Consider the following 20620-nt stretch of genomic DNA (forward strand, 5'->3'; position numbering starts at 1 on the left):
TGGCGCCGGGAGGAACTGGCATGGCGATCTCGCGCAGGACGTTCATCGGCTCCGCCGCGGCCGCTTCGGCCTGGGGAGCGCTGTCCCTCGCCGGGGCACGCGAAACCGCTGCGGCGAGCCCACCTGGAGACGTCGTCGGCAAGATCACCGTCGGCTACCAAGGATGGTTCGCCTGCGCCGGCGACGGCGCGCCGATCAACGGCTGGTGGCACTGGAGCCAGGACTGGAGCCGGACGCCGTCGACCGGCAACAACGTCATCAAGGCCTGGCCGGACATGCGCGAATACACCCGCACCTACCCGACGGCCTACGGCAACCTCGGCAACGGCCAGCCGGCCACGCTGTTCTCTTCCTACGACCAGCAAACCGTCGACACGCACTTCCGGTGGATGCAGCAGAACGGCTGCGACACCGCCGCGCTGCAGCGCTTCAACCCCAACAGCAGCGAAGGCCCCACCCGCGACGCGATGGCCGCCAAAGTCCGCAGCGCCGCCGAGACACACGGGCGGAAGTTCTACATCATGTACGACGCCACCGGCTGGACGTACATGCAGCCGGAGATGAAAGCCGACTGGACGACGAAGATGTCCGCCCACACCGCCTCGCCCGCCTACGCGAGGCAGAACGGCAAACCCGTCGTCTGCATCTGGGGGTTCGGCTACAACGACGGCAACCACCCGTGGGACGCGAACACCTGTCTCGACGTCATCGACTGGTTCAAAGGCCAGGGCTGCTACGTCATCGGCGGCGTGCCCCGGGAATGGCGAACCAGCGACGGCGGGTCGCGGCCCGGCTTCGGCGACGTCTACCGCGCCTTCAGCATGATCTCGCCGTGGATGGTCGGGGCGGTCAGCGACGCGGCAGGCTCGGACTGGATGTACCAGAACCTGAACGTCCCCGACGCGACCGACTGCGCCGCTCACGGCATCGACTACCAGCCGTGCGTGCTGCCCGGCGACGTCTCCGGCCGCCAACGCGCGCACGGCGATTTCATGTGGCGCCAGTTCTACAACATGGTCCGCGCCGGCGCACAGGGCATCTACATCTCGATGTTCGACGAATACGGCGAAGGCAACCAAATCGCGAAGACGGCGGAGAACGCGTCCATGTCCCCCGCCGGCGCCGGCCTGCTCGCCCTCGACGAAGACGGGACGGCGTGCTCGTCGGACTACTACCTGCGCCTGACCGCCGACGGCGGCCGCATGCTCAAGGGCCAGATCGCGCTCACCGCGACCCGGCCGACCGCACCGACGCTGACCACCGGCGGCTCCGCCGACCTCGCCCGCGGCCGATCGACCGCCGAAAGCAGCCACACCCAGAACTACGGCGCGGGCAACGCCGTCGACGGAAACGCGGACACCTACTGGGAAAGCGCGAACAACGCGTTCCCCCAGTGGGTGCAGGCCGACCTCGGCGCGGCAACCGCGGTGACGCGGATCGTGGTGGCGGTGCCGCCGTCGAGTGCGTGGGGCACCCGGACGCAGACGCTGACCCTCTCCGGCTCCTCCGACGGCACCACGTTCGCCACCCTCGTCCCCACGACCGGATACGTGTTCGATCCGGCGCGGGGCAACAGCGTCACCATCACCGTTCCGGGCGGCAGCCACCGCTTCCTGCGGCTGACCTGCACGGGCAACACCGGGTGGCCGGCCGGCCAGATCGCCCGGTTCGAGGTCTACAGCTGAACCCGCGAGCCTCAGCGGGTGGATGAGCGAGGTCGGCCTCGGCAGCGGCGCCGACGTACCGCACCCGACGTGCTGGACCACCTCAGCGCCGACGACCACACCGGCGCCTTCGCACTGCACGTGGAGTCCGTCGCCGACGCCCCGCAGCTGGTCGACGCCGTCCGGCGGCTGACCTGCCGGAGCCCGGTGGCGGCGCCGGTCGCGGCAGCAACGACGTCGGTGCATTCGCCGCGTTCCACGCCGGGGCGCTCGCGTCGTGGCGGACCACCGGGCGGCACTCGCCCGGGCGCCGATCCCGGCGTCGGCGCGCTCACGGCTAAGGCCGGGTCCCCGGGCTGCTGCTCGAAGACCTGCACGGCCGCCGATGCGAGACGTGCGAGCTACTGCGGCTCGCCGAAGAGGCCGGCCTCAGAACCACCGACGATGACGCCGTCCACGATGAGCAAAGGACGCATGAACCATCGACTTCGGCATCAGTGCGATGAGCCCGAGGCGACGCTCCGCGGTCGATCTACTCCTCCAAGTGCCGCAGATTCTACCGCCCCCCAAAGACGCCTGGCGCCGTGGCGGCCTCAGCCGAACTGCAAGCCCACCGATTCGAGGCATGCGTCGACCCGGGCGCGGAGGTCTTCCGCGCGGGGATGCTGTCCGTGGCGAGGTCTTCCATGTCCAGCCGGGATACGAGAGCCGACCGGCAGACCAACGCGTTGGTGAATGTCTGAGTTCAACTGCCTGCTTCCGCCGAGTTGGCCGTCTCCCTACCCCGCAGCGGCCTTCCGGAACGTCGATCAGGGTGCAATCCGCGAGTGTGGCCACGACGTGACATCCGGACACGGGCGTGATGGCGCCATGCCGCACCGTGTCCTGCTGGCCGACGATGACCGCGCCATCCGCGAATCCCTCGTCCGGGCCCTCGACCTCGAGGGCTACCACGTCACCGAGGTGACCGACGGCGTGAGCGCGCTGGCCACGGCCCGGCGCGACGACTTCGACGTGCTGATCCTCGACGTCATGATGCCTGGTGTCGACGGCCTCGGCGTGTGCCGCGTTCTGCGCGCCGAAGGCGACCGGACGCCGATCCTCATGCTCACCGCACGGGTCGAGACACCCGACCGGGTGGCCGGGCTGGACGCCGGAGCCGATGACTACCTCCCGAAGCCCTTCGAACTCGACGAACTGCTCGCCCGCCTCCGGGCGCTGCTGCGCCGAACCTCGGCCGACACCGGGACGGCACCCCTGCGAACGCTGCGCCTCGGCGAGCTGGCGGTCGACCCGGCAGCCCGGCGTGTCTGGTGGCAAAGCACCGAAACCACCCTGTCGAAGACCGAGTTCGACCTGCTGGAACTACTGGTGCGCAACGCCGGGATCGTGCTCGACCGCACGACGATCTACCAGCGGATCTGGGGCTACGAGTTCGGCTCGGAGTCCAAGAACCTGGCCGTCTACATCGGATACCTGCGGCGCAAGCTGGATCAGGCCGGGGCGACCGACCTGATCCACACCGTCCGCGGGGTGGGCTACTCGGTGCGGCCGGCATGAACCTGCGCAGCATGCTCGCGATCGCGTTCGCCGGCGTCGGCGCGGCCGCGGCGATCCTCGTCGGGGTCTTCAGCTACCAGGCTGCCTCCGAGCGGATCAACGCGGAACTCGACCGGTCGCTGCTGACGACGTCTGCCGAAGTCGCGGCCGGGGCAACGCAGATTCTCGCGCCGAGCCCGGTCACTCGCGGCCTCGATGACGACGACCACGACGAAGCCCAGCCCATGGTCGCCCAGGCCATCGCCCCGGACGGCACCGTTCGCCCCATCGGCGGCCGCCCGGTCCGCCTCACCGTCGACGACGCCGACCGGGCGCTCGCCGCGGCCGGCTCCCTCGGCGACCACAGCTACCAGGACCTCACAGCCGCCCCGGACGACTACCGGGCGATCACCGTGGCGCTCGGACCCGGACGCGGCGCCGTGCAGCTCGGCATCGACGTCGACGAGTCCCGGCACGTACTCAGGGAGCTCGCCACTCGTATCACCGCCGTCAGCGCGCTCGTCCTGATCGCGGCGGCGCTGGCCGGCTGGCTGCTCGCCCGGCAGATCACCCGGCGGCTGGTCCGGCTGACCCGGGTGACCGAACAGGTCAGCGACGGCCGCCTCGACGACGTCGCCGTGCCCACCGGCGGCCGCGACGAGGTCGGGCGGCTCGCGGCGTCGTTCGACCGGATGCTCGGCCGGCTCGCCGACACCCGCGCCGACCAGGAACGCCTCGTTCAGGACGCCGCCCACGAGCTGCGGACCCCGCTGACCAGCCTGCGCACCAACGCCAGCGTCCTGCGCCGGTTCGCCGAACTCACCCCGGACGCCCGGGGCCGGCTGCTCGAGGACGTCGACGGCGAAACCCGCGAGCTGACCCACCTCGTCGACGAACTCGTCGAACTCGCGACCCGCCGCTACGAAACCGAAGAGCCTGCGCCGGTCGAGCTGAGCGACATCGTCGAGCGCGCCGCCGACCGCGTCCGACACCGGTCGGGTCGCACGATCACCGTCGAAACCGACGCCACAGCGCTCACCGGCCAGGCGAAAGCGCTCGAACGAGCGGTGTCGAACCTGCTGGAGAACGCCGTGAAGTTCGCTCCCGACGGGGCGATCGAAGTCGAGATATGTGACGGCCGGGTACAGGTGCTCGACCGCGGTCCTGGCATTGGCGACGAGGACGCGGCGCGGGTATTCGACCGGTTTCACCGCGCCGAGGGCGCCCGCAGCTTGCCCGGCTCGGGGCTCGGCCTGGCCATCGTGCGGGAGATCGCCCTCGCCCACGACGGTTCGGTGTTCGCCGGGCCGCGCCCCGGTGGCGGGGCCGTGATCGGGTTCACGGTCGGGGCCGATCTTCTCTTACCGGATTCTCACCCTGGTCACGTCGACGGCTAACCGGGCTCCGGAAGGGTGAATCCGAACGGATCACCCCGAGGAGCTCGACCATGTCCACCACCCTTGCGGCGTACCGCGCCGCAGTCCGGCGTCCGCGTCCGGTCCGCGCGTGGTGGCGGGACGCCGCGGGCCTGACGGCCTGGCTGAGCCTGCTTTTCGTGGTGGCACTCTGGGTGTCGGGCCGCGGGCTGCAGGACCTCGGCACCTCACCCGAAGCATTCCTGACCTCCACCGGGCGGCTCACCGGACTGCTGTCGGCGGACCTCCTGCTGCTGCAGGTGCTGCTGATGGCGCGGATCCCGTGGGTGGAGCGCACCTACGGCCAGGACGAGCTCGCCCGGCGGCACCGGCTGACCGGATTCGGCTCGATCACGCACCTGGCCGCCCACGTCGTGCTGATCAGCCTCGGCTACGCCGCGACCGACCGGTCGGGCCTCCTCGGCGAGGTCTGGTTGCTCGTGACGACCTATCCAGGCATGCTCCTGGCCACCGCGGGCACAGCCGCGCTGGCCATGGTCGCGGTGACGTCGGTGCGCGCGGCCCGGCAGCGCCTGCGCTACGAGTCGTGGCACCTGCTGCAGCTCTACGCCTACCTCGGCGCCGGCCTCGCCCTGCCGCACCAGCTCTGGACGGGTGCCGACTTCGCCGCCTCACCGGTGGCGACCGTGTTCTGGTGGACCGCGTACGCCGCGGCAGTGGGCGCGGTTCTCGTGTTCCGCGTCGGGCAGCCACTGTGGCTCAATGCGCGACACCGCCTCGTCGTCGAGCAGGTCGTCCGCGAAGGCCCCGATGTGGTCTCGGTGTACCTGCGCGGCCGGCACCTCGACCGGCTTCCCGCCGTGGCGGGCCAGTTCTTCATCTGGCGGTTCGTGTCCGGACCGGGCTGGACGCGGGGCAAGCCGTTCTCCCTCTCGGCCGCACCGGACGGCACCCGGCTCCGGATCACAGCCAAAGACCTCGGCCCGGGCAGTCGCCGGCCGGCCACGCTGAAACCCGGCACCCGCGCCCTGTTCGAAGGTCCGTACGGCAGGCTCACCGGAACCGTCCGAAAAGGACCGAAGCTCGCGATGTTCGCGTCCGGGATCGGAATCACCCCGCTGCGCGCACTGCTCGCGGAACTGCCCTACGGCGCCGGGGATGCCGTGCTGTTCCACCGGGCCCGCATGCAGGCGGACCTGCTGTTCCGTCGGGAGCTGGAGGATCTCGCCGCGCGCCGCAGCGTCCGGATCCACTACCTGCTCGGCCGCCGCTCCCACGACCGCGTGTCGTGGCTCCCGGCGAACTACGCCCCTGTCCCCGACGACCAGGTGCTGCGCCATCTGGTGCCCGACATCGCCGAGCACGACGTGTACGTCTGCGGCCCGGGCGCCTGGACCGAGGCGGTGCTCGACAGCGCGCGTCGCGCCGGCGTCCCCGCCGACCGCGTCCACTCCGAACGGTTCGGCTGGTAGGAAAGGACTTCCGATGCGCAGGATCGCCATCGCCGCCGCGGCGACCGTCTCGGTCGTGGTGCTGCTGTTCAGCTACCGCACCAGCACCGGCCAGACCCCGGTCGCCGCCGGCCGCCCGCTCGGCGGCGGCACGCAGCGGACCCGTACCACGAGCCCGGCCACGCCGGGTTCGGCGAGCGGCACGTTCACCGGCAGCGCCGCCGACACCCGCTACGGCCCGGTCCAGGTGCAGATCACCGTCGCCGGCGGCGAGATCACCGACGCCCAGGCCGTCCAAGTCCCCCAGGAAAGCGGCCGCGACGTCCGGATCAACTCCGCCGCCGTGCCGCAGCTGAACCAGGAGACCTTGCAGGCCCAGAGCGCGCAGATCGACACCGTCAGCGGCGCCACCTACACCTCCGAGGGCTACCAGCAGTCCTTGCAGTCCGCGATCGACGCGGCCCACCGGTGACCGCCACGCACCGGCAGCGCCGGTCCTGGACCCGGGCGGTCATGGGCACCCAGGTAAGCCTCCACCTGCGCGGCCACCGCGTGTACACCGATCCCGCGGTCGAACCGGCCGTGGCGGCGGTGTTCGGGCACCTGCGCATCGCCGACGAGCTGTTCAGCACCTACCGGGCCGACAGCCAGGTCAGCGCCATCCGCCGCGGCGAACTCGCCCGCGAGCACCGGCACCCGTGGGTGACCGAAGTGGTGGCACTGTGCGAGGAGGCGCGAGACCGGACCGACGGCTACTTCAACCCGTGGCGCCTGCCCGGCGGCTTCGACCCGTCCGGGCTGGTGAAGGGCTGGGCGGCCGAAAACGCCGCGGCCCACCTGGGCCGGTTGCGCGGCTTCGACCACTACCTCAACGCCGGCGGCGACATCACCGCCTGCGTCCGCACCTCCCGCGCCCCGGCATGGCGCGTCGGTGTCGAAGACCCCGCCGACCCGACTGCCTTCCTCGCGATCCTCGAGCTGCGCACCGGCGGTCTCGCGACGTCGGGCTCGGCCGCCCGCGGCGCACACATCGTCGACCCGCACACCGGCCTGCACACCAGCGATCTGCGGTCGGTGACGGTCTCCGGCCCGGCCCTGCTGTGGGCCGACATCTTCGCCACGGCCGCGTTCGCCCGCGGCGGCAACGTCGCCCGCTGGGTCGGCACTCGCGCACCGGGCTACGAAGTCGCGGCGATCGCCCGCGCCCCCTGACCCGCCCCACGACCGGCCCGATCCCACTCCACAAAGGACACCATGACCACCGTCAACGGCCTGCCCGCCCACATCCTGCTCGTGCACGCCATCGTCGTCCTGCTTCCCCTCGCCGCCCTGCTGCTGGTCCTCAGTGCGCTCTGGCCCGCCGCCCGCAGCAAACTGGCGGCCCCGAACGCGATTCTGTCCGTGCTGATCGTGATCTTGGTCCCGATCACCACCGACGCCGGCGAATGGCTCGAACGCCGCGTCGCCTCGACCCCGTTGGTGCGCACCCACACCGAACTCGGCGACACCGCCCTCTACGTCGCCATCCCGGTGGCCGTCCTGGCTCTGCTGCTGTGGTGGCGCCGCCGCGAGAACCTCCAGTCCCAGGCCGCGGAGACGAACACAGGAGCGAGGGCGACACGCCGCCGAACGTTCCTCGCCCCGGCCTCGTCCGCGGTCACCGTCGTGCTCGCCGTAATGGCGATCGCGGCCGCAGGAGCCGCGTTCTACGACATCTACCGCATCGGCGACTCCGGCGCCCAGGCGAGCTGGCAAGGCCAATTCAGTTCCTCCCCTGCACCCCGAAGCCCAGGTCACTGAGAAGCCAGGCGAACAGAGATGTCGCCGGAAGGAGTGGAGCGATGAACCCGCTGAGCGCCACGTCGTGGTTGGCGACTCTCGGCGCAGCCGGGGTGTTCCTCGTGCTCGTCGCCGAGACCGGGCTGTTGATCGGGTTCTTCCTGCCCGGCGACTCCCTGCTGTTCACCGCCGGCTTGTTCTGCACGACCGGCGCGACCGCGCCGGTGCACCTGTCGCTGCCGCTCGTGCTGGTCGCCGCCGTCGCCGGCGCGTTGTCCGGCGCCCAGACCGGGTTCATACTCGGCCGCCGCGGCGGCCGGGCCGCGCTGGCGAAGATCGGCAGCCCGCACCTGCACCGGGGCGTGGAACGCGCCGAGGAGCTGTTCTCCCGGTACGGCCACGCCAAGGCGATCGTGCTCGCGCGGTTCATCCCGGTGGTGCGAACCGTGCTGAACCCCCTGGCGGGCATCTTGGCCGTGCCGGCGCGGACGTTCACGCTGTGGCAGGCCCTCGGCGGCCTGCTGTGGACGATCGGCGTCACCGTTGCGGGTTACGTTCTCGGCGCGAGCGTCCCGGGCATCGACCAATACCTGCTGCCGATCATCGCCGTGGTCGTGGTGCTCTCGCTCCTTCCCCTGGCCTTCGAGTTGCGGCGCGGGCGCCGCGACTCGGTGAAGGGGCGGTGAGCGGCGTGGACGGCGGAGCCATCGACGGCAGCTGGTACCTGGACCTGCTGTCATTCGCCCGGGAAACCCCGTGGTTGCACGGGTTCTTCCAGATCTTCACCAACGCGGGCCTGGTGCTGTACGTGCTCGCCGTCGCCGCGGCGTGGTGGCGGGCCCGCGGCGACGCCGGGCGGACGGCGGCCGTGCTGTGGGTACCGATCGCGGTCGTGCTCGCCTACGGCGTGAGCAACCTCGTCAAGATCGTCGTGGAGGAGCCGCGGCCCTGCATCCGCTACCCCGCCGTGCCCACCGTGTCCTCATGCGACTTCGCGACGGACTACTCCTTCCCGAGCAACCACGTGACGATCGCCGTCGCCGCGGCGGTCGCCCTGCTGCCGGCCGACCGCCGGCTCGGGGTCACCGGGCTCGCCGTCGCGGCGGTGATCGGGTTCTCCCGGGTCTACCTCGGCGCGCACTACGTTCACGATGTGCTGGCCGGAGCGGTCCTGGGGGCTTTGGTGGCTCTGTGCGGCCTGCTCGTGCGCGCCCCGCTGACGGCGCTGGTCACCCGGTCGCGGGTGTTCTCACCCGATTTTCATCTTCACCAGGGAGAGTGAGGAGTGCGGGAAGGAGTCGGGAGTGCATCGGGGCGTAGTCGACGACGAGGAGGCCGTACGGGACTGACGTTAGCCGACCTCGGCGACAGCCCGATCCGGCTGACCCGCACCGAGTTCGCGAGCTGGAGGCGTTCCTGCGGCGCCCGCGGATGGTGCTCACCCGCGCCGCCATGTTCGACCAGGTCTGGGCTACGACTTCGGCACCGCCTCGAACGGCCTGGACAGCTACGTCAGCACGACCTGCACCCGCGCCGCCGCCGACGGTTTTCTGACGTGCAGGGTGGTGTGGTGCAACCAGGGACCTGTCCAGCTGATCACCCATCGCGGTGACTCGTCGCCGGCAGCGACTGTCGTCGGCACCTCGGTGAGTTCACCGCGGGCTGTAAAGCCAACGTCGCGGCCGTCGGCGCCGCGGCGATTCTCGACGACCGGCTCCCCAGCACTCCCCCGGGCTCATCGCCTGAAGTCGTCGCCACCGCGGTGAGCGCAGGGCGGTCCGGTTCGCCGCATCGCGATGCGTGCCCGGAACGACTGGGCCACCGGGCCGGTCGGCAGCGGGGCCGTCCACCGGTACGCCGGAGCGCGGGCCAACGCGGCCGCGACGAGTGTCCGGCCGTAGCCGAGACGCCGGTGACCGGCGGCGACGTGAACGTAGTCGAGGGTGGCCATCCAGCACGGGACACAGATGCTGAGCGTCGCCGTGGCGACCTGACTGCCCATCGAGGTGGAGAGCGACCTGGCCCGCCAGGGACCCGTGCGCCGATGGACGGGCGATGAGGACGAGTCCTTCGCTGGCCGCCGCGTCGGAAGTGCGCTGGCTCGTGACGTCGAGGTGAGCCCATTCGGCCAGACGCCGCTGGGACGGGTCGCAGCCCTCCAGGCGCGGCACACCTCGCACAGCGTGGCGTGCAGCCGGTAGCGATGGCTGTACGGCGCGAGCTTGCCGTAAAGATCGAAGTCGAGCCGGTGCCCGCGCAGGCAGACTGTGGGTCTGCCGGTCGCCGGCCGGACCGGAATCAGCTCGCCGAACTCCCGGCGCGCGTCTGAGCGGACCACACCGCCGACCTGCTCGCCGATCATCGGGCGACGTGCAGGCGGTCGGTGGCGGGCGACCGAGCCGGACGGCTCACCCTACGGCCTCGGTCAGGCCCCGCCGGGCTAACGGATGTCCCGCCGCAGCGGCACCGCCCGGGCCTGGCAGCTGGAGCGCGGCGGTCTGCGGGCGAGTTGCCGCACCACGGCCCCGGCTGGACACGACGACATCGCGGTGCTCAAGGTGACCGAAGCCGTCCTCGGTCAGGCCACGCCACTTGCGGTTCGAGACGCGGAGCTCGAGGTCGACACCAGGCCAGGCACCGGCGGTGATCAGCACCGCACCTCGGTTGCGCACACGCCCGGTCAGCCGACGAGCGAGCTGCGGCTGGACACTCCGGGCGGCGACCGGGCCGAGCACGACCAAGTCGAACCCGTCGATCAACGCCGACACGACCGCGACAAGCTCGGCCCCGGGCTCGGGCACCAGCGCGAACCGGTCCAAGTCGATACCCAATTCGGCGGCCGCGGCGATACCGATCTCGGGCATACCGGTGATAGCCGCCCACGAGCCCCGCTGTGTTGCCTCGGCGAGCAGCGCGAGGACCAGCGCGGTCGAGCCCGAGACCGACACACTGCTGCCGCGTCGGAGTCCGCCGCCTGGCAGCAGTTCGGCGATCGCCGGCACGACGGGCAGCAACCCGGCGGCAGTCGGTGTCTCAGGGTCGGGCTGCTTGAGCTGCGCCGCCGTGCGGACGCCAGGGATCGCCGCGAGCCCGGCCACCACCTCCGGCACCGCCACCACGCACCTCCAGCACCCCGAGCACGCACCGGAGACACCCGCGCGGGGAGTTGCGAGCGAACCCGGCCGCTCATCGAACATATGTTCGGATACTGGGAGATGTCGGCCGTCCTGTCAAGCCGAGAACGAGCGACGTTACGTCTGCCACAACAGGCGATCTGGTTGAAGGGTCCGCAGGTCAAAGGGCCGTGTCGGCAGCCTAGCTCCCGGCAGGCGATCGTGTGAGCACTGTATCAACGACCGAGGATGCTCTGGCGGGAGGTGAATCTATGAACGGCCGGTTCGTGGAGACTCGCCGGCTGATGCGACGTCACATTGTTGTGTTTAGTGCAACGGTGTGGAGTCTGATCATGAACTCGTCGGCTCCGCGCGGCTGGTTCTGACCGCCGGGGTGTCGATCCTCGACCCCGGAGTCGGCGGGGGTCTCTGGCGCGCTATGGCGATCCGTCGCTAGACCAGTCCTCGTTGTGGATGTTGGAAACACGGAGCCGAACCGGTTATGGAGCGAACCTTTCTTAGTCGATGACTGAGGCAGGCCAGCGTCGTCAGGCACCAGAGCTGATCTGGGGCCTCTTACGGAGACCCTGAGCGGCGTTCTTGCAACCAGTCGAGCACGCTGAGCGACACCTCCAACGCTTTGCCGTGTGCACCTGATCGTTGCTGGGCGACCCGGCGTTGGATGTCGACGGCTTCTCCGATTGCGGTCAAGCCGTCTTCGTATCGGCTGAGGTCACCGAGTAGTTTCGCGCGGCGGTAGAGGCTCGAGGCGAGTTCGGGTAGGTGGATGTGGGGGCCCTGCTTGGCGAGCCGCCGCTGAATGTCGACGGCTTCCTCGATTGCGGCGAGGCCCTCCTCGTGTCGGCCAAGGTCACCGAGCAGCTTCGCGCGGTCGTTGAGACTTGTGGCGAGGTCGCGTAGGTAGTCGTGGGGGCGCTGCTTGGCGAGCCGCCGCTGAATCTCGACGGCTTCCTCGATTGCGGCCAGGCCCTCCTCGTGTCGGCCGACGTCAGCAAGCCGCAGTCCGTAGTTGCTGAGGATCCTGGTAGGTAGGAAGGTGCCGAGGCGCTGCTTGGCCAGCCGACGGTAAGGGCCGACGGCTTCCTCGATCGCCGCCAGGCCCTCCTCGTGCCGGCCAAGCTCACCGAGCAATTTCGCGCGGCGGTAGAGGCTCGTGGCGAAGTAGAGCAGGTAGGCGTCGGGGCGCTGCTTGGCCAGCCGCCGCAGAATCTCGACGGCCTCCTCGATCGGGGGTAGGCCCTCCTCGTACCGGCCGAGGTCTTCTAGCAATTTCGCGCGGTTGTTGAGGCCCGTGGCGAAGGCAGCAAGGTAAGCGTCGGGGCGCTCCTTGGTCAGCCGCCGCAGAATCTCGACAGCCTCCTCGATCGGGGCTAGCCCCTCCCCATACCGGCCAAGGTCACCAAGCCTCAATCCGTAGTTCAGGAGGCTCGTTGTGAGGTCGAGCAGGTAGGCGTCGGGGCCCTGCTCGGCGAGCCGACGGTTCGCGTCCACTGCTTCCTCGATTGCGGCCAGGCCTTCCTCATATCGGCCGAGTTCGCCAAGAAGGTTCCCGCGGATGTTGAGGCTCGAGACGAGGTACGGTAAGTAGATGTCGGGCCGCTGCCAGGCCAGCCGCCGCAGAATTTCGACGGCTTCTCCGATCGCGGTCAGGCCGCCCTCTTGTTGGCCGAGGTCACCAAGCCGGTACGCGAGTACGGTGAGGCTCGCAGCGAGGTCACGTAGGTAGGCGTCGGGGCGCTGCTTACCCAGCCAGCGGAGAATTTTGACGGCTTCCTCGATTGCGGCCAGGCTCTCCTCGTGCCGGCCAAGCTCACCGAGCAGAACTGAACGGAGATTGAGGCTCGTGGCGAGTTCGGCTAGGTGAATAAAGGCGTCGAGACGCCATCGCTTGGCGTACCGCCGCAGAATCTCGACGGCTTCTCCGATCGCGGTCAAGCCGTCCTCGTATCGGCCAAGATCACCAAGTCGGCCTGCGAGATGGATGAGACTCGCGGCGAGGGCAGGACGACGCCGGGAGGGATGGTCGATGAGGGCTTGTCGGTCCCGACCGACGATCGCTGCGGCGACGTCGGCAGCCGTGTCGGCCAAGACGTGCGTTCGCTCGGGTAATGCGGCCTGGATCCTGTACAGCGTGTCGATGCGGGTTTCGGCGGAGGCGGCAGCCTGTTCGAGAGCGCGCAGCAGCGGGGCTGGCCGCTCGACGCGCACCGCCACCCGGACAGCCGCGACCAGCAAGCTCAGATGACGCACGCAGAGCGACACTAAGATTTCACCAGCCCGAGGATGCACGACGGGGTGCGCCACGGCCCGGGTGGCCACTGTCAGCAGCGTTTCTGCCTCCGCCTCCTCGAGTTCAGCCCCAATGACCTCGACGACGCTGGTGCGTGTGGTGTCCTCCAGCAGCCTGCCGACCAGGCGCTCCGCGAGCCGGTCTGGTGCCAGCCCGGCGAACGTGTGAGGTTGCGTGCCGGGGTAGAGATGCAGCAGCCAGGCTCGCACGGCGTCCTGGCGGTCACGGCGCAAGTCGGCCACCGCCGGAACCCGCGCCACGACCGACTCCAGCTCCTGAGCCGTCGTGGGACCGAGCAGCGCCGTAGCGGCGACCACGTCCTTCTGCGCCGCCAGGCTCAGACCCAAATCGCCGACGTTGGCCCCCCAATAGCTGTATTCATGCTGAAGCAACCGATCCTCGGGCGAGTCACCGGCTGACGAACCTGCGGCGGTCGTGCTGTCGAGCAGATCGGCCAAGGCGGTCATCTGGACCGCCAGCACCGTCTGCCCCCCGACCTCTGGCGCCGCTCGCTCGGTCAACCGGGCCGCCGCCGCGGCCCAAGGCTCGTCGTCGTGGCCCGGGACGCGGGTGAGCGCAGCAGCGAACGCGTTCACCGCCGCGCGGTAGCTGTCGCCGCGGTCCTGGTTCGTGTCGTCCAGCACGTCGAGTGCCGCGACCCGGGCAGTCGTGGCCAGGTCCCGCGCTGCAACACCGGCCGTGGGAAGGGTGTCGGTCCACCAGGCACCCGCGGTCCGGGCGAGCAACAGCAGCTTCACCGGCGCCGAACCTGCCTGCTGGGCCAGCAGATCGGCGACGTCGGCGAGCTGGGCCGTCCGACCCTCGGCGTAGTCCACTACCACCAGCAGCGGCACCCGAACCTCCGCCAGCACCGCCAAGTCGGCCGCCGTCGCCCGCGGGTCCAGCCAGAGCACCGCCCGCCCCTGCTGGACAAGCTGTCCGCCGAAGTGGTGCGCAAGGCGGGTTTTGCCCTGGCCCCCGCGGGCATGCAGGAGCCAGACGCCCAGGCCGGGATCGTTCGCCCAAGTGGTGAGTTCGGCGAGCAACTCGGCGCGACCGCGGAAGGGAACGACCGCGCGGCGCGCGGGAAGCAGCCCGGCCGGTGACGGTACAGCCCGCTCGTTGGGCGCCTTCGCCTGCGCGTCGGCCAGCGGACGCAGTTCTACCGCGTCGCACTTGATCAAGGCGGATCCGGCGTGCGCGGCGACGACCGCTGTGAAGGAGGGGTTGCGCAGCAGTACCGAGACCGGCACGGCCTCCAGCGCAGCGTGGCCACGGCCGGCCGGTTCGGTCGCGATGACCCCGAGGACCAGGCCGTCGCTGAGCAGCGCGGCGCCGGACATGCCGCCCCACGGCGAGTCGCCTTCGGGTGGGAACCCGTCCAGCCGGGCGACATAGCGGTTGCCGACGATCCGGTCACCTGGGTTCAGGGTGCCGGTCGCCTGCACCACGTCGATCGGGCGGCCCGAGCGCTGCACGAGATTCGGCACGCCCCAGCTTTCGCAGGCGATCCCGGGGCGGTGGGTGACCGAGCGGCCCCATCCGACCTGACCGGGCTGCGGCTCCCAGGCGTCGTCCTCGACCGCGACCAACGCCGCGTCGTCCGCCCCACCCGAGGCACCGCACCAGACCACCGTCCCGGCGAACACTCCCGGCCGGCCCGGGTGGAACACCGACACCGGCGCTCCGACTTCGGCCGATACGTGCGCAGAGGTCAGCAGCAGCCTCGGTGCGACCTCATATCCCGACCCCGGCCCGCCCGGACCGGTGACCGCAGTGACCCGCTCCCACACCTCCGCGGCTCCTGTCAGCGTTCGACGTACCCAGACACTTCACCCGGCCCTGCCGGTCGTGCTTGATCGCCCGCGACCAGCAGATCCGCGCCGCCCGGCCGCTTCGGGGTCAGAGTGAGCTTTACCTTGTGCGTCTGGCCCTGCGCCAGTCCACCCTCAGCGTCGGCGGAAATCAGCCACGCCTTGAACCCGGCCTTCACCTTGGCGTCCCGGCGCATCTCTACCGCGAACTCCAGCTCGATCGGACCCACCACGAACTCGACATCGCTCCCGGCTCCCCGCGCCGCAGCCGCCATCAGCTCGTCCCGCACCGAAGCCACCGCGTCCGCCAACTCAATCTCCATACCCACCACAGTCGCAGCTCGCGCGGGACTTGCAACAGTCCCGCCGTGGAGCAGCAGTGAATTTGGATGCAGTCGGCTGACGATCCTTCGACGAATACCGCACGACCGAATACATGCACTGCACCGGTAGCGACCCGATGTCACTTCGCCGTGGCACAGCTGGCGCGCTGAGCGCCCAAGGGGGCACCTACCGTCATCAGACAGGGCGTTGACCAGCGCAGACACAGCGAAACTAGGCCGATCGAGTTACCGTCGAGATCTGAGTTCGCGCCGCAAAGATCGGAGGCCGGCATGGCACGTCGCTCGTCCGGCGTCCCGGACTGGATCGAGCCGATGCTGGCCAAGGCCGACGGCGGCCGGCTGCGCGAGGACCCGGACTGGGCGTATGAGTACAAGCTGGACGGCTACCGGGCCTGCATGCAGATCGCCGCCGACGGCACCACCGTACTCACCAGCCGCAACGGCATCGACTTCACCCACGAATTCGCCGACCTCTCCGGCGTCCTCGCCCCCGCCCTCGACGGACAGCCCGCGGTGCTCGACGGCGAGATCGTCGTCTACAACGAAGCCGGGCAGATCGACTTCGGGCTGCTGCAGCAACGCCGCGGCCGCTACCAGACCCACCGCAGCTCACCCCGCCGCGACGAACCCTTCGACGACGCGCCCGTCCGGTTCCTCGCCTTCGACCTGCTCCAGCTCGGCACGACGTCGCTGCTGCGGGAGCCCTACGAGGAGCGCCGCAGCGTGCTCTCCGAGTTGGCGATGCCGGACCCGTACCGGATCTCGGTCGTGCGCGGGTTCGCCTTCACCGAGCTGGCCGCGGACCGGCGGACACCGAAAGACCTGCTCGACCACGTAGCCGCAACCGGGCACGAGGGCCTGGTGGCCAAGCTGCGCCGCTCCCCCTACGCCCCGGCAAACGCCCGGACTACTGGTGCAAGCACGCGCTGATCCAAACCACCGAGGTCGTCATCTGCGGCTGGCGCCCCGGCCAGAACCGACTGTCCGGCAATCTCGGCGGCGTCCTGCTCGGCGGACACGATCCAGAGACTGGCGAGCTGGTCTACATCGGCGACGTCGGCACCGGGTTCACCGAAGCCGACCGCGCCCGCCTGCTCGCCCGGCTCGAGAAGCTGGAACGGCGCAAGCATCCGTTTGCCGTGACTCCGCCGCGCGAGGACATCGCCCGCGCGCACTGGGTGAAGCCCGAGCTCGTCGGCGAGGTGGTGTTCCGGCAGTTCACCCGGGGCGAAGGCCGGCTGCGCCACACCGCCTGGCGCGGCATGCGCGACGATCGCACGCCCGCTGAGGTTCTCGCTCCCCGCGCCCGCGAGCGGGTCGCCGCCGAAACGGCGCCTGCGCCGAGCAGGCAGCCGGCCGCTCGCAAGAAGCCCTCGCCACCGGCTGACGCCGCGCCGCTCGGACCGAAAGTTACGGTGCAGACCGGAAACCGTCGCCTCACGCTGTCTAATTTGGACAAACAGCTCTACCCGGATGGCTTCACCAATGGCGAGGTCATCATTCACCGGACTAGCCATCGAGGAGCCCGATCCCGGCTCAGAGGAATGGGAACCAAGCAACATCGAAGTTCCGGCTGTCACGGGGCCGGGGTCATGAGCCCGGCTTCGTAGGCGGTGATGACGAGCTGGACCCGGTCGCGGGCGGCGAGTTTGGTGAGCAGGTTGGCGACGTGGGCTTTGGCGGTGCCGTGGCTGATGTGCAGGTGGGTGGCGATCTCGTGGTTGGACAGGCCGCGGGCTACCAGGACCAGCACCTCGTGTTCTCGTTCGGTGACGGCGTCGAGTTTGCGTGGGGGCGAGGCGGGTTGGGGGCGCGCCGCGAACTCTTCGATGAGCCGGCGGGTGACAGTCGGTGCGATCAGGGCGTTCCCCGCGGCGACCACGCGGACGGCGGCGAGGATGTCGTCCAGTGCCATGTCCTTGACGAGGAATCCGCTCGCTCCGGCGCGAAGGGCGGCGTAGACGTTGTTGTCGTCGTCGAACGTGGTGAGGATGACGACACGGGACTCCGCGGTGATCATCCGAGTGGCCTCGATGCCGTTCATGCCCGGCATGCGGATGTCCATGACGACCACGTCCGGGCGCAGCTCCCTGGTCAGTCGGACCGCCTCGGTCCCGGTACCGGCTTCTCCGACGACCTCGATGTCGGGTGTGTCGGTGACGACCATGCACAGGCCGGCGCGGATCAGCGGCTGGTCGTCGGCGAGTACCACCCGGATCGTCATCCTGCCTCCCGTGGCAACGGTAGCCGTGCGGTCACCCGGAAGCCGCCCTCGGCTCGGGGGCCCGCGCTGAAGTGGCCGTCGAGGAGGGCGACACGTTCGCGCATCCCGGGGATACCGTATCCGGTTTCTCCTGATGTGGCGCCGGTTCCTTCGTCGAGGATCTCGATGCGCAGTTCCTCGTCGGAGTAGTCGATCAGCACCTGGCAGTGGTCGGTGTTGGCGTGGCGGGTCACATTGGTCACCGACTCCTGGATGATCCGGAACGCGGACTGGTCGAGGGTGACAGGCAGTGGGCGACGCCGTCCGCGCCACCGCACGTCGACGTGGACATCGGCGGCCGCCGCCATCTCGGTCAGGCGATCCACATCGGACAGTCCGGTCGGCCGGGTGTCCCGGAGTGCGCCGAGTACGTGCCGCAACTCCTTGAGGGTGTCGCGGCTGGTCACCTCGATGGCGGTCAGCGCGGTCTTCGCGTCGTCGGGCCGGGTGTCGATCACCCGCCGGGCCGCGCCGGACTGGAAGGCGATGATGCCGATGCTGTGGGCGATCATGTCGTGCAGTTCGCGGGCGATGCGCAGCCGCTCGGCCGTGGCCGCCTCGGCGGCGGCATGGGTGTGCCGGGCCACCGAGTACTCGCGGCGCTGCCGGACCGTGATCCCGGCGATCCAGGCGAGCAGCACGAACAGGGCGATCAGGACCGTGAGCGCGACCATGCCCACGGCCAGCGCCCTGCTCTGGCCGCCGCTGGTCCACAGGTCCAGCTGCCACACCGCTTCCTGCACGGCAAGGGTGACGATCGCGGCGGTGACGCCGGCGCGACGGGAAGCCGTCGCCGTGATCAGGCCGACCAGAACGTCCGCGGCGAGCACGAGCGGCCAGATCTGCCCGGTGCGTGCGTGCAGCGCGGTGGCCACGACCATGCCGGTCAACAGGGCGGCGAGCACGGGCGACGGCCGCCGCCGGGCCCAGCCCAGCGGCAGGGCGAGCACCAGCGCCGCGACCCACTGCTGCCAGGCCGCGGGCGGCTGTTCGTGCGCCGGTTCTGGACCCGACCCCAGTGCACCGTAGAGCACCACGACGAAACCGCACACCGTGAGCGCCGCCCACGCAACGGGGGGCAGCCGGCGCGGCGGCCGGGGCGGATCATCGGGCACTCACGGATCGTGCCACCCGCGTCCGGACTCCGGTATCGGTCTCCAGGCCTATGCCCACAGGCCGATCGGCCGATGCCGGATCTGGCCCGCGGCGGGATGCCGTGCCCATCTGATCGGCGGAATCTTGATCACGTGATCGAAGTCAACGGACTGACCAAACGCTACGGCGACGTCCTCGCCGTGAAAGACCTGACCTTTTCGGTACGGCCGGGGCACGTCACGGGATTCCTCGGCCCGAACGGCGCCGGCAAGAGCACCACGCTGCGGATGATCCTCGGCCTGAACCGGCCGACCAGCGGGACCGCCACCGTGGCCGGCCGGCCGTTCACCGCCGTAGGTACCGGCTTGCGCCACGTCGGTGCGCTCCTCGACGCGAACGACGTGCACGGCGGGCGCAGCGCGGCGGCGCACCTGTCCGCGCTGGCGCGCACCAACTGCCTGCCGAAGCGTCGCGTGGGCGAGGTGCTGGACGAGGTGGGGCTCGCCGGGGTGGCCCGCCGCCGGGTCGGCGGGTTCTCCCTGGGGATGCGCCAGCGGCTCGGCATCGCCGCGGCCCTGCTCGGCGACCCGCCCGTGCTGCTGTTCGACGAGCCGGTCAACGGACTGGACCCGGAAGGGGTGCGCTGGGTGCGGGACCTGTTCCGGTCGCTCGCCGCCGAGGGGCGCACGGTCCTGGTCTCCAGCCACCTGATGAGCGAGATGGAGCACACCGCGGATCATCTCGTGGTCATCGGCCGGGGCGAGCTAATCGCGCAGGAGTCCGTCGCCGAGTTCGCCGCGCGCGGCACCGGTGCGCTGGTGTCGGTACGGACACCCGCCGCGACGGAACTCGCCCGGGTCCTCACCCACGCCGGCGCCTCCGTCGCACCTGATGGGGCCGGGGCACTGTCGGTGACCGGGATGAGCGCGGCCCGGATCGGTGAGGTCGCGTTCGGACGCGGGATCGTGCTGCACGAACTCGCCACCCGTACCGCGTCGCTGGAGCAGGCGTTCATGGAGCTCACCGCCGACCGCGTCGAGTACCTGGCCGGTGAGCGCCGATGACCACGGTCACCACCCACGCCCGGTTCCGCGACCTGGTCGCCGCCGAGTGGATCAAACTGTGGTCGCTGCGCTCGACCCGCTGGCTGCTCGGGCTCGGCGTGCTGGCGCTGATCGGGCTTTCCGTGCGCGGCAGCGCCAGTACCTACGCCGACTGGCCGACCTACACCCCGCGTGAACGGGCCGGGTACGACCCCATGACGGAGATCCTCGACAGCGCGACCGCCGCCCTGCTCATGATCGGCGCCGGCAGCGTGGGCGCCCTGACCATCGTCGGCGAGTACGCCACCGGTCTGATCCGCCCCACCCTCGCCGCGGTTCCCACGCGCCACCGCGTGGCGGCCGCCAAGCTGACGCTCGTCGCGGGTGTCATGCTCGCCTTCGGCGCACTCGTCGTGCTGGTGTCGTTCGCCGCGAGCCAGGCCATCCTGTCCGGCCGCGGGCTCGACGTGTCCTTTGCCGATCCCGGCGTCCTGCGCGTCCTCGCCGCCGACACGCTGCTCGCTCCGATCGCCGCACTGGCCGGCATGGGACTCGGTGCGCTGCTGCGGCACACCGCGGCCACCGTCGTCGCGGTGTGTGCCGTGCTGGTCGTCGTGCCGTCGTTCTTCAAACCCACCGTCTACCAGTGGGTCAACGACCTCTACGCCACCGTTCCCCTTTATGTGTGGCGCAACTGCCTGTCCCAGCTGCACCCCCGCGTCAACGACGCACTACCCACCCCCTCCGGCTCCTGGGCCGTGTTCGTGCTCTGGCCGCTGATCGCGGCCCTGCTCACCCTGTTCGCCGTCCACCGCCGCGACGTGTGAT

Annotated in this window: 19 protein-coding genes; 13 read left to right on the plus strand and 6 right to left on the minus strand. The window is 70.4% G+C overall.

What is annotated here, in order from left to right; translation table 11 throughout:
- Positions 1–20: 20 nt before the first annotated feature.
- The 9 genes from AB0M59_RS04620 to AB0M59_RS04660 all read left to right on the plus strand — a co-directional run bounded on the left by AB0M59_RS04620 (position 21) and on the right by AB0M59_RS04660 (position 9091).
- Positions 21–1685, plus strand: a complete 1665-nt coding sequence (locus AB0M59_RS04620; RefSeq protein ID WP_364608616.1) for a discoidin domain-containing protein — start codon at positions 21–23, stop codon at positions 1683–1685.
- A gap of 849 nt (positions 1686–2534) precedes the next feature.
- On the plus strand, positions 2535–3224 hold the full coding sequence (locus tag AB0M59_RS04625; protein WP_364608618.1) for a response regulator transcription factor: 690 nt from the start codon (positions 2535–2537) through the stop codon (positions 3222–3224).
- Positions 3221–4600: an ATP-binding protein gene (locus AB0M59_RS04630; RefSeq protein WP_364608620.1), complete on the plus strand. Its 1380-nt coding sequence runs from the start codon at positions 3221–3223 to the stop codon at positions 4598–4600. The genes AB0M59_RS04625 and AB0M59_RS04630 overlap by 4 nt, the downstream gene beginning before the upstream one ends.
- Positions 4601–4650: 50 nt before the next feature.
- Positions 4651–6051, plus strand: a complete 1401-nt coding sequence (locus AB0M59_RS04635; RefSeq protein WP_364608622.1) for a ferric reductase-like transmembrane domain-containing protein — start codon at positions 4651–4653, stop codon at positions 6049–6051.
- A 13-nt stretch (positions 6052–6064) separates the two neighbouring features.
- The gene (locus AB0M59_RS04640; protein WP_364608624.1) at positions 6065–6502 is read left to right on the plus strand and encodes an FMN-binding protein; all 438 of its coding nucleotides are present in this window, start codon (positions 6065–6067) and stop codon (positions 6500–6502) included.
- 41 nt (positions 6503–6543) lie between these two features.
- Positions 6544–7242 carry an FAD:protein FMN transferase gene (locus AB0M59_RS04645; protein ID WP_364608626.1) on the plus strand — a complete coding sequence of 233 codons (699 nt, stop codon included), beginning with the start codon at positions 6544–6546 and terminating at the stop codon, positions 7240–7242.
- 42 nt (positions 7243–7284) lie between these two features.
- Positions 7285–7830, plus strand: a complete 546-nt coding sequence (locus AB0M59_RS04650; RefSeq protein WP_364608628.1) for a hypothetical protein — start codon at positions 7285–7287, stop codon at positions 7828–7830.
- Between the two features lie 41 nt (positions 7831–7871).
- Positions 7872–8495 (plus strand): DedA family protein, encoded by a 624-nt coding sequence (locus AB0M59_RS04655; RefSeq protein ID WP_364608630.1) that lies wholly within the window; start codon positions 7872–7874, stop codon positions 8493–8495.
- Positions 8492–9091, plus strand: coding sequence for a phosphatase PAP2 family protein (locus AB0M59_RS04660; protein WP_364608633.1), 600 nt, complete (start codon positions 8492–8494; stop codon positions 9089–9091). The genes AB0M59_RS04655 and AB0M59_RS04660 overlap by 4 nt, the downstream gene beginning before the upstream one ends.
- 453 nt (positions 9092–9544) lie before the next feature.
- Here AB0M59_RS04660 and AB0M59_RS04665 read toward each other — a convergent pair whose 3' ends face one another.
- The 4 genes from AB0M59_RS04665 to AB0M59_RS04680 all read right to left on the minus strand — a co-directional run bounded on the left by AB0M59_RS04665 (position 9545) and on the right by AB0M59_RS04680 (position 15358).
- Positions 9545–10171, minus strand: a complete 627-nt coding sequence (locus tag AB0M59_RS04665) for a GNAT family N-acetyltransferase (protein WP_364608636.1) — start codon at positions 10169–10171, stop codon at positions 9545–9547.
- Between the two features lie 46 nt (positions 10172–10217).
- Positions 10218–10925 (minus strand): hypothetical protein, encoded by a 708-nt coding sequence (locus tag AB0M59_RS04670; RefSeq protein ID WP_364608639.1) that lies wholly within the window; start codon positions 10923–10925, stop codon positions 10218–10220.
- Between the two features lie 573 nt (positions 10926–11498).
- Complete coding sequence (locus tag AB0M59_RS04675) at positions 11499–15026, minus strand: tetratricopeptide repeat protein (protein WP_364608641.1); 3528 nt, start codon at positions 15024–15026, stop codon at positions 11499–11501.
- Positions 15027–15040: 14 nt separating this feature from the next.
- Positions 15041–15358, minus strand: a complete 318-nt coding sequence (locus tag AB0M59_RS04680; protein ID WP_364608644.1) for a trypco2 family protein — start codon at positions 15356–15358, stop codon at positions 15041–15043.
- Positions 15359–15661: 303 nt separating this feature from the next.
- Between AB0M59_RS04680 and AB0M59_RS04685 the strand changes: the two genes are divergently transcribed.
- Both AB0M59_RS04685 and AB0M59_RS04690 read left to right on the plus strand, forming a co-directional pair.
- Positions 15662–16321 (plus strand): hypothetical protein, encoded by a 660-nt coding sequence (locus tag AB0M59_RS04685; RefSeq protein WP_364608647.1) that lies wholly within the window; start codon positions 15662–15664, stop codon positions 16319–16321.
- Between the two features lie 116 nt (positions 16322–16437).
- Positions 16438–17001 carry a hypothetical protein gene (locus AB0M59_RS04690; RefSeq protein ID WP_364609692.1) on the plus strand — a complete coding sequence of 188 codons (564 nt, stop codon included), beginning with the start codon at positions 16438–16440 and terminating at the stop codon, positions 16999–17001.
- Here the strand turns inward: AB0M59_RS04690 and AB0M59_RS04695 are convergent.
- Positions 16968–17615, minus strand: coding sequence for a response regulator transcription factor (locus tag AB0M59_RS04695; protein ID WP_364608650.1), 648 nt, complete (start codon positions 17613–17615; stop codon positions 16968–16970). The two genes, AB0M59_RS04690 and AB0M59_RS04695, sit on opposite strands and share 34 nt — an antisense overlap.
- Positions 17612–18769: a histidine kinase gene (locus AB0M59_RS04700; RefSeq protein WP_364608653.1), complete on the minus strand. Its 1158-nt coding sequence runs from the start codon at positions 18767–18769 to the stop codon at positions 17612–17614. The genes AB0M59_RS04695 and AB0M59_RS04700 overlap by 4 nt, the downstream gene beginning before the upstream one ends.
- 132 nt (positions 18770–18901) lie before the next feature.
- Between AB0M59_RS04700 and AB0M59_RS04705 the strand changes: the two genes are divergently transcribed.
- Together AB0M59_RS04705 and AB0M59_RS04710 are read left to right on the plus strand one after the other, a co-directional pair.
- Positions 18902–19813 (plus strand): ATP-binding cassette domain-containing protein, encoded by a 912-nt coding sequence (locus AB0M59_RS04705; RefSeq protein ID WP_364608656.1) that lies wholly within the window; start codon positions 18902–18904, stop codon positions 19811–19813.
- A complete protein-coding gene (locus tag AB0M59_RS04710) occupies positions 19810–20619 on the plus strand; it encodes an ABC transporter permease (RefSeq protein WP_364608659.1) in 810 nt (269 codons plus the stop codon). Before AB0M59_RS04705 ends, AB0M59_RS04710 begins: the two co-directional genes overlap by 4 nt.
- The last annotated feature ends 1 nt before the right edge of the window (position 20620 follow it).

It is taken from the genome of Amycolatopsis sp. NPDC051371, assembly GCF_040682155.1.
Taxonomy (GTDB): Bacteria; Actinomycetota; Actinomycetes; order Mycobacteriales; family Pseudonocardiaceae; genus Amycolatopsis.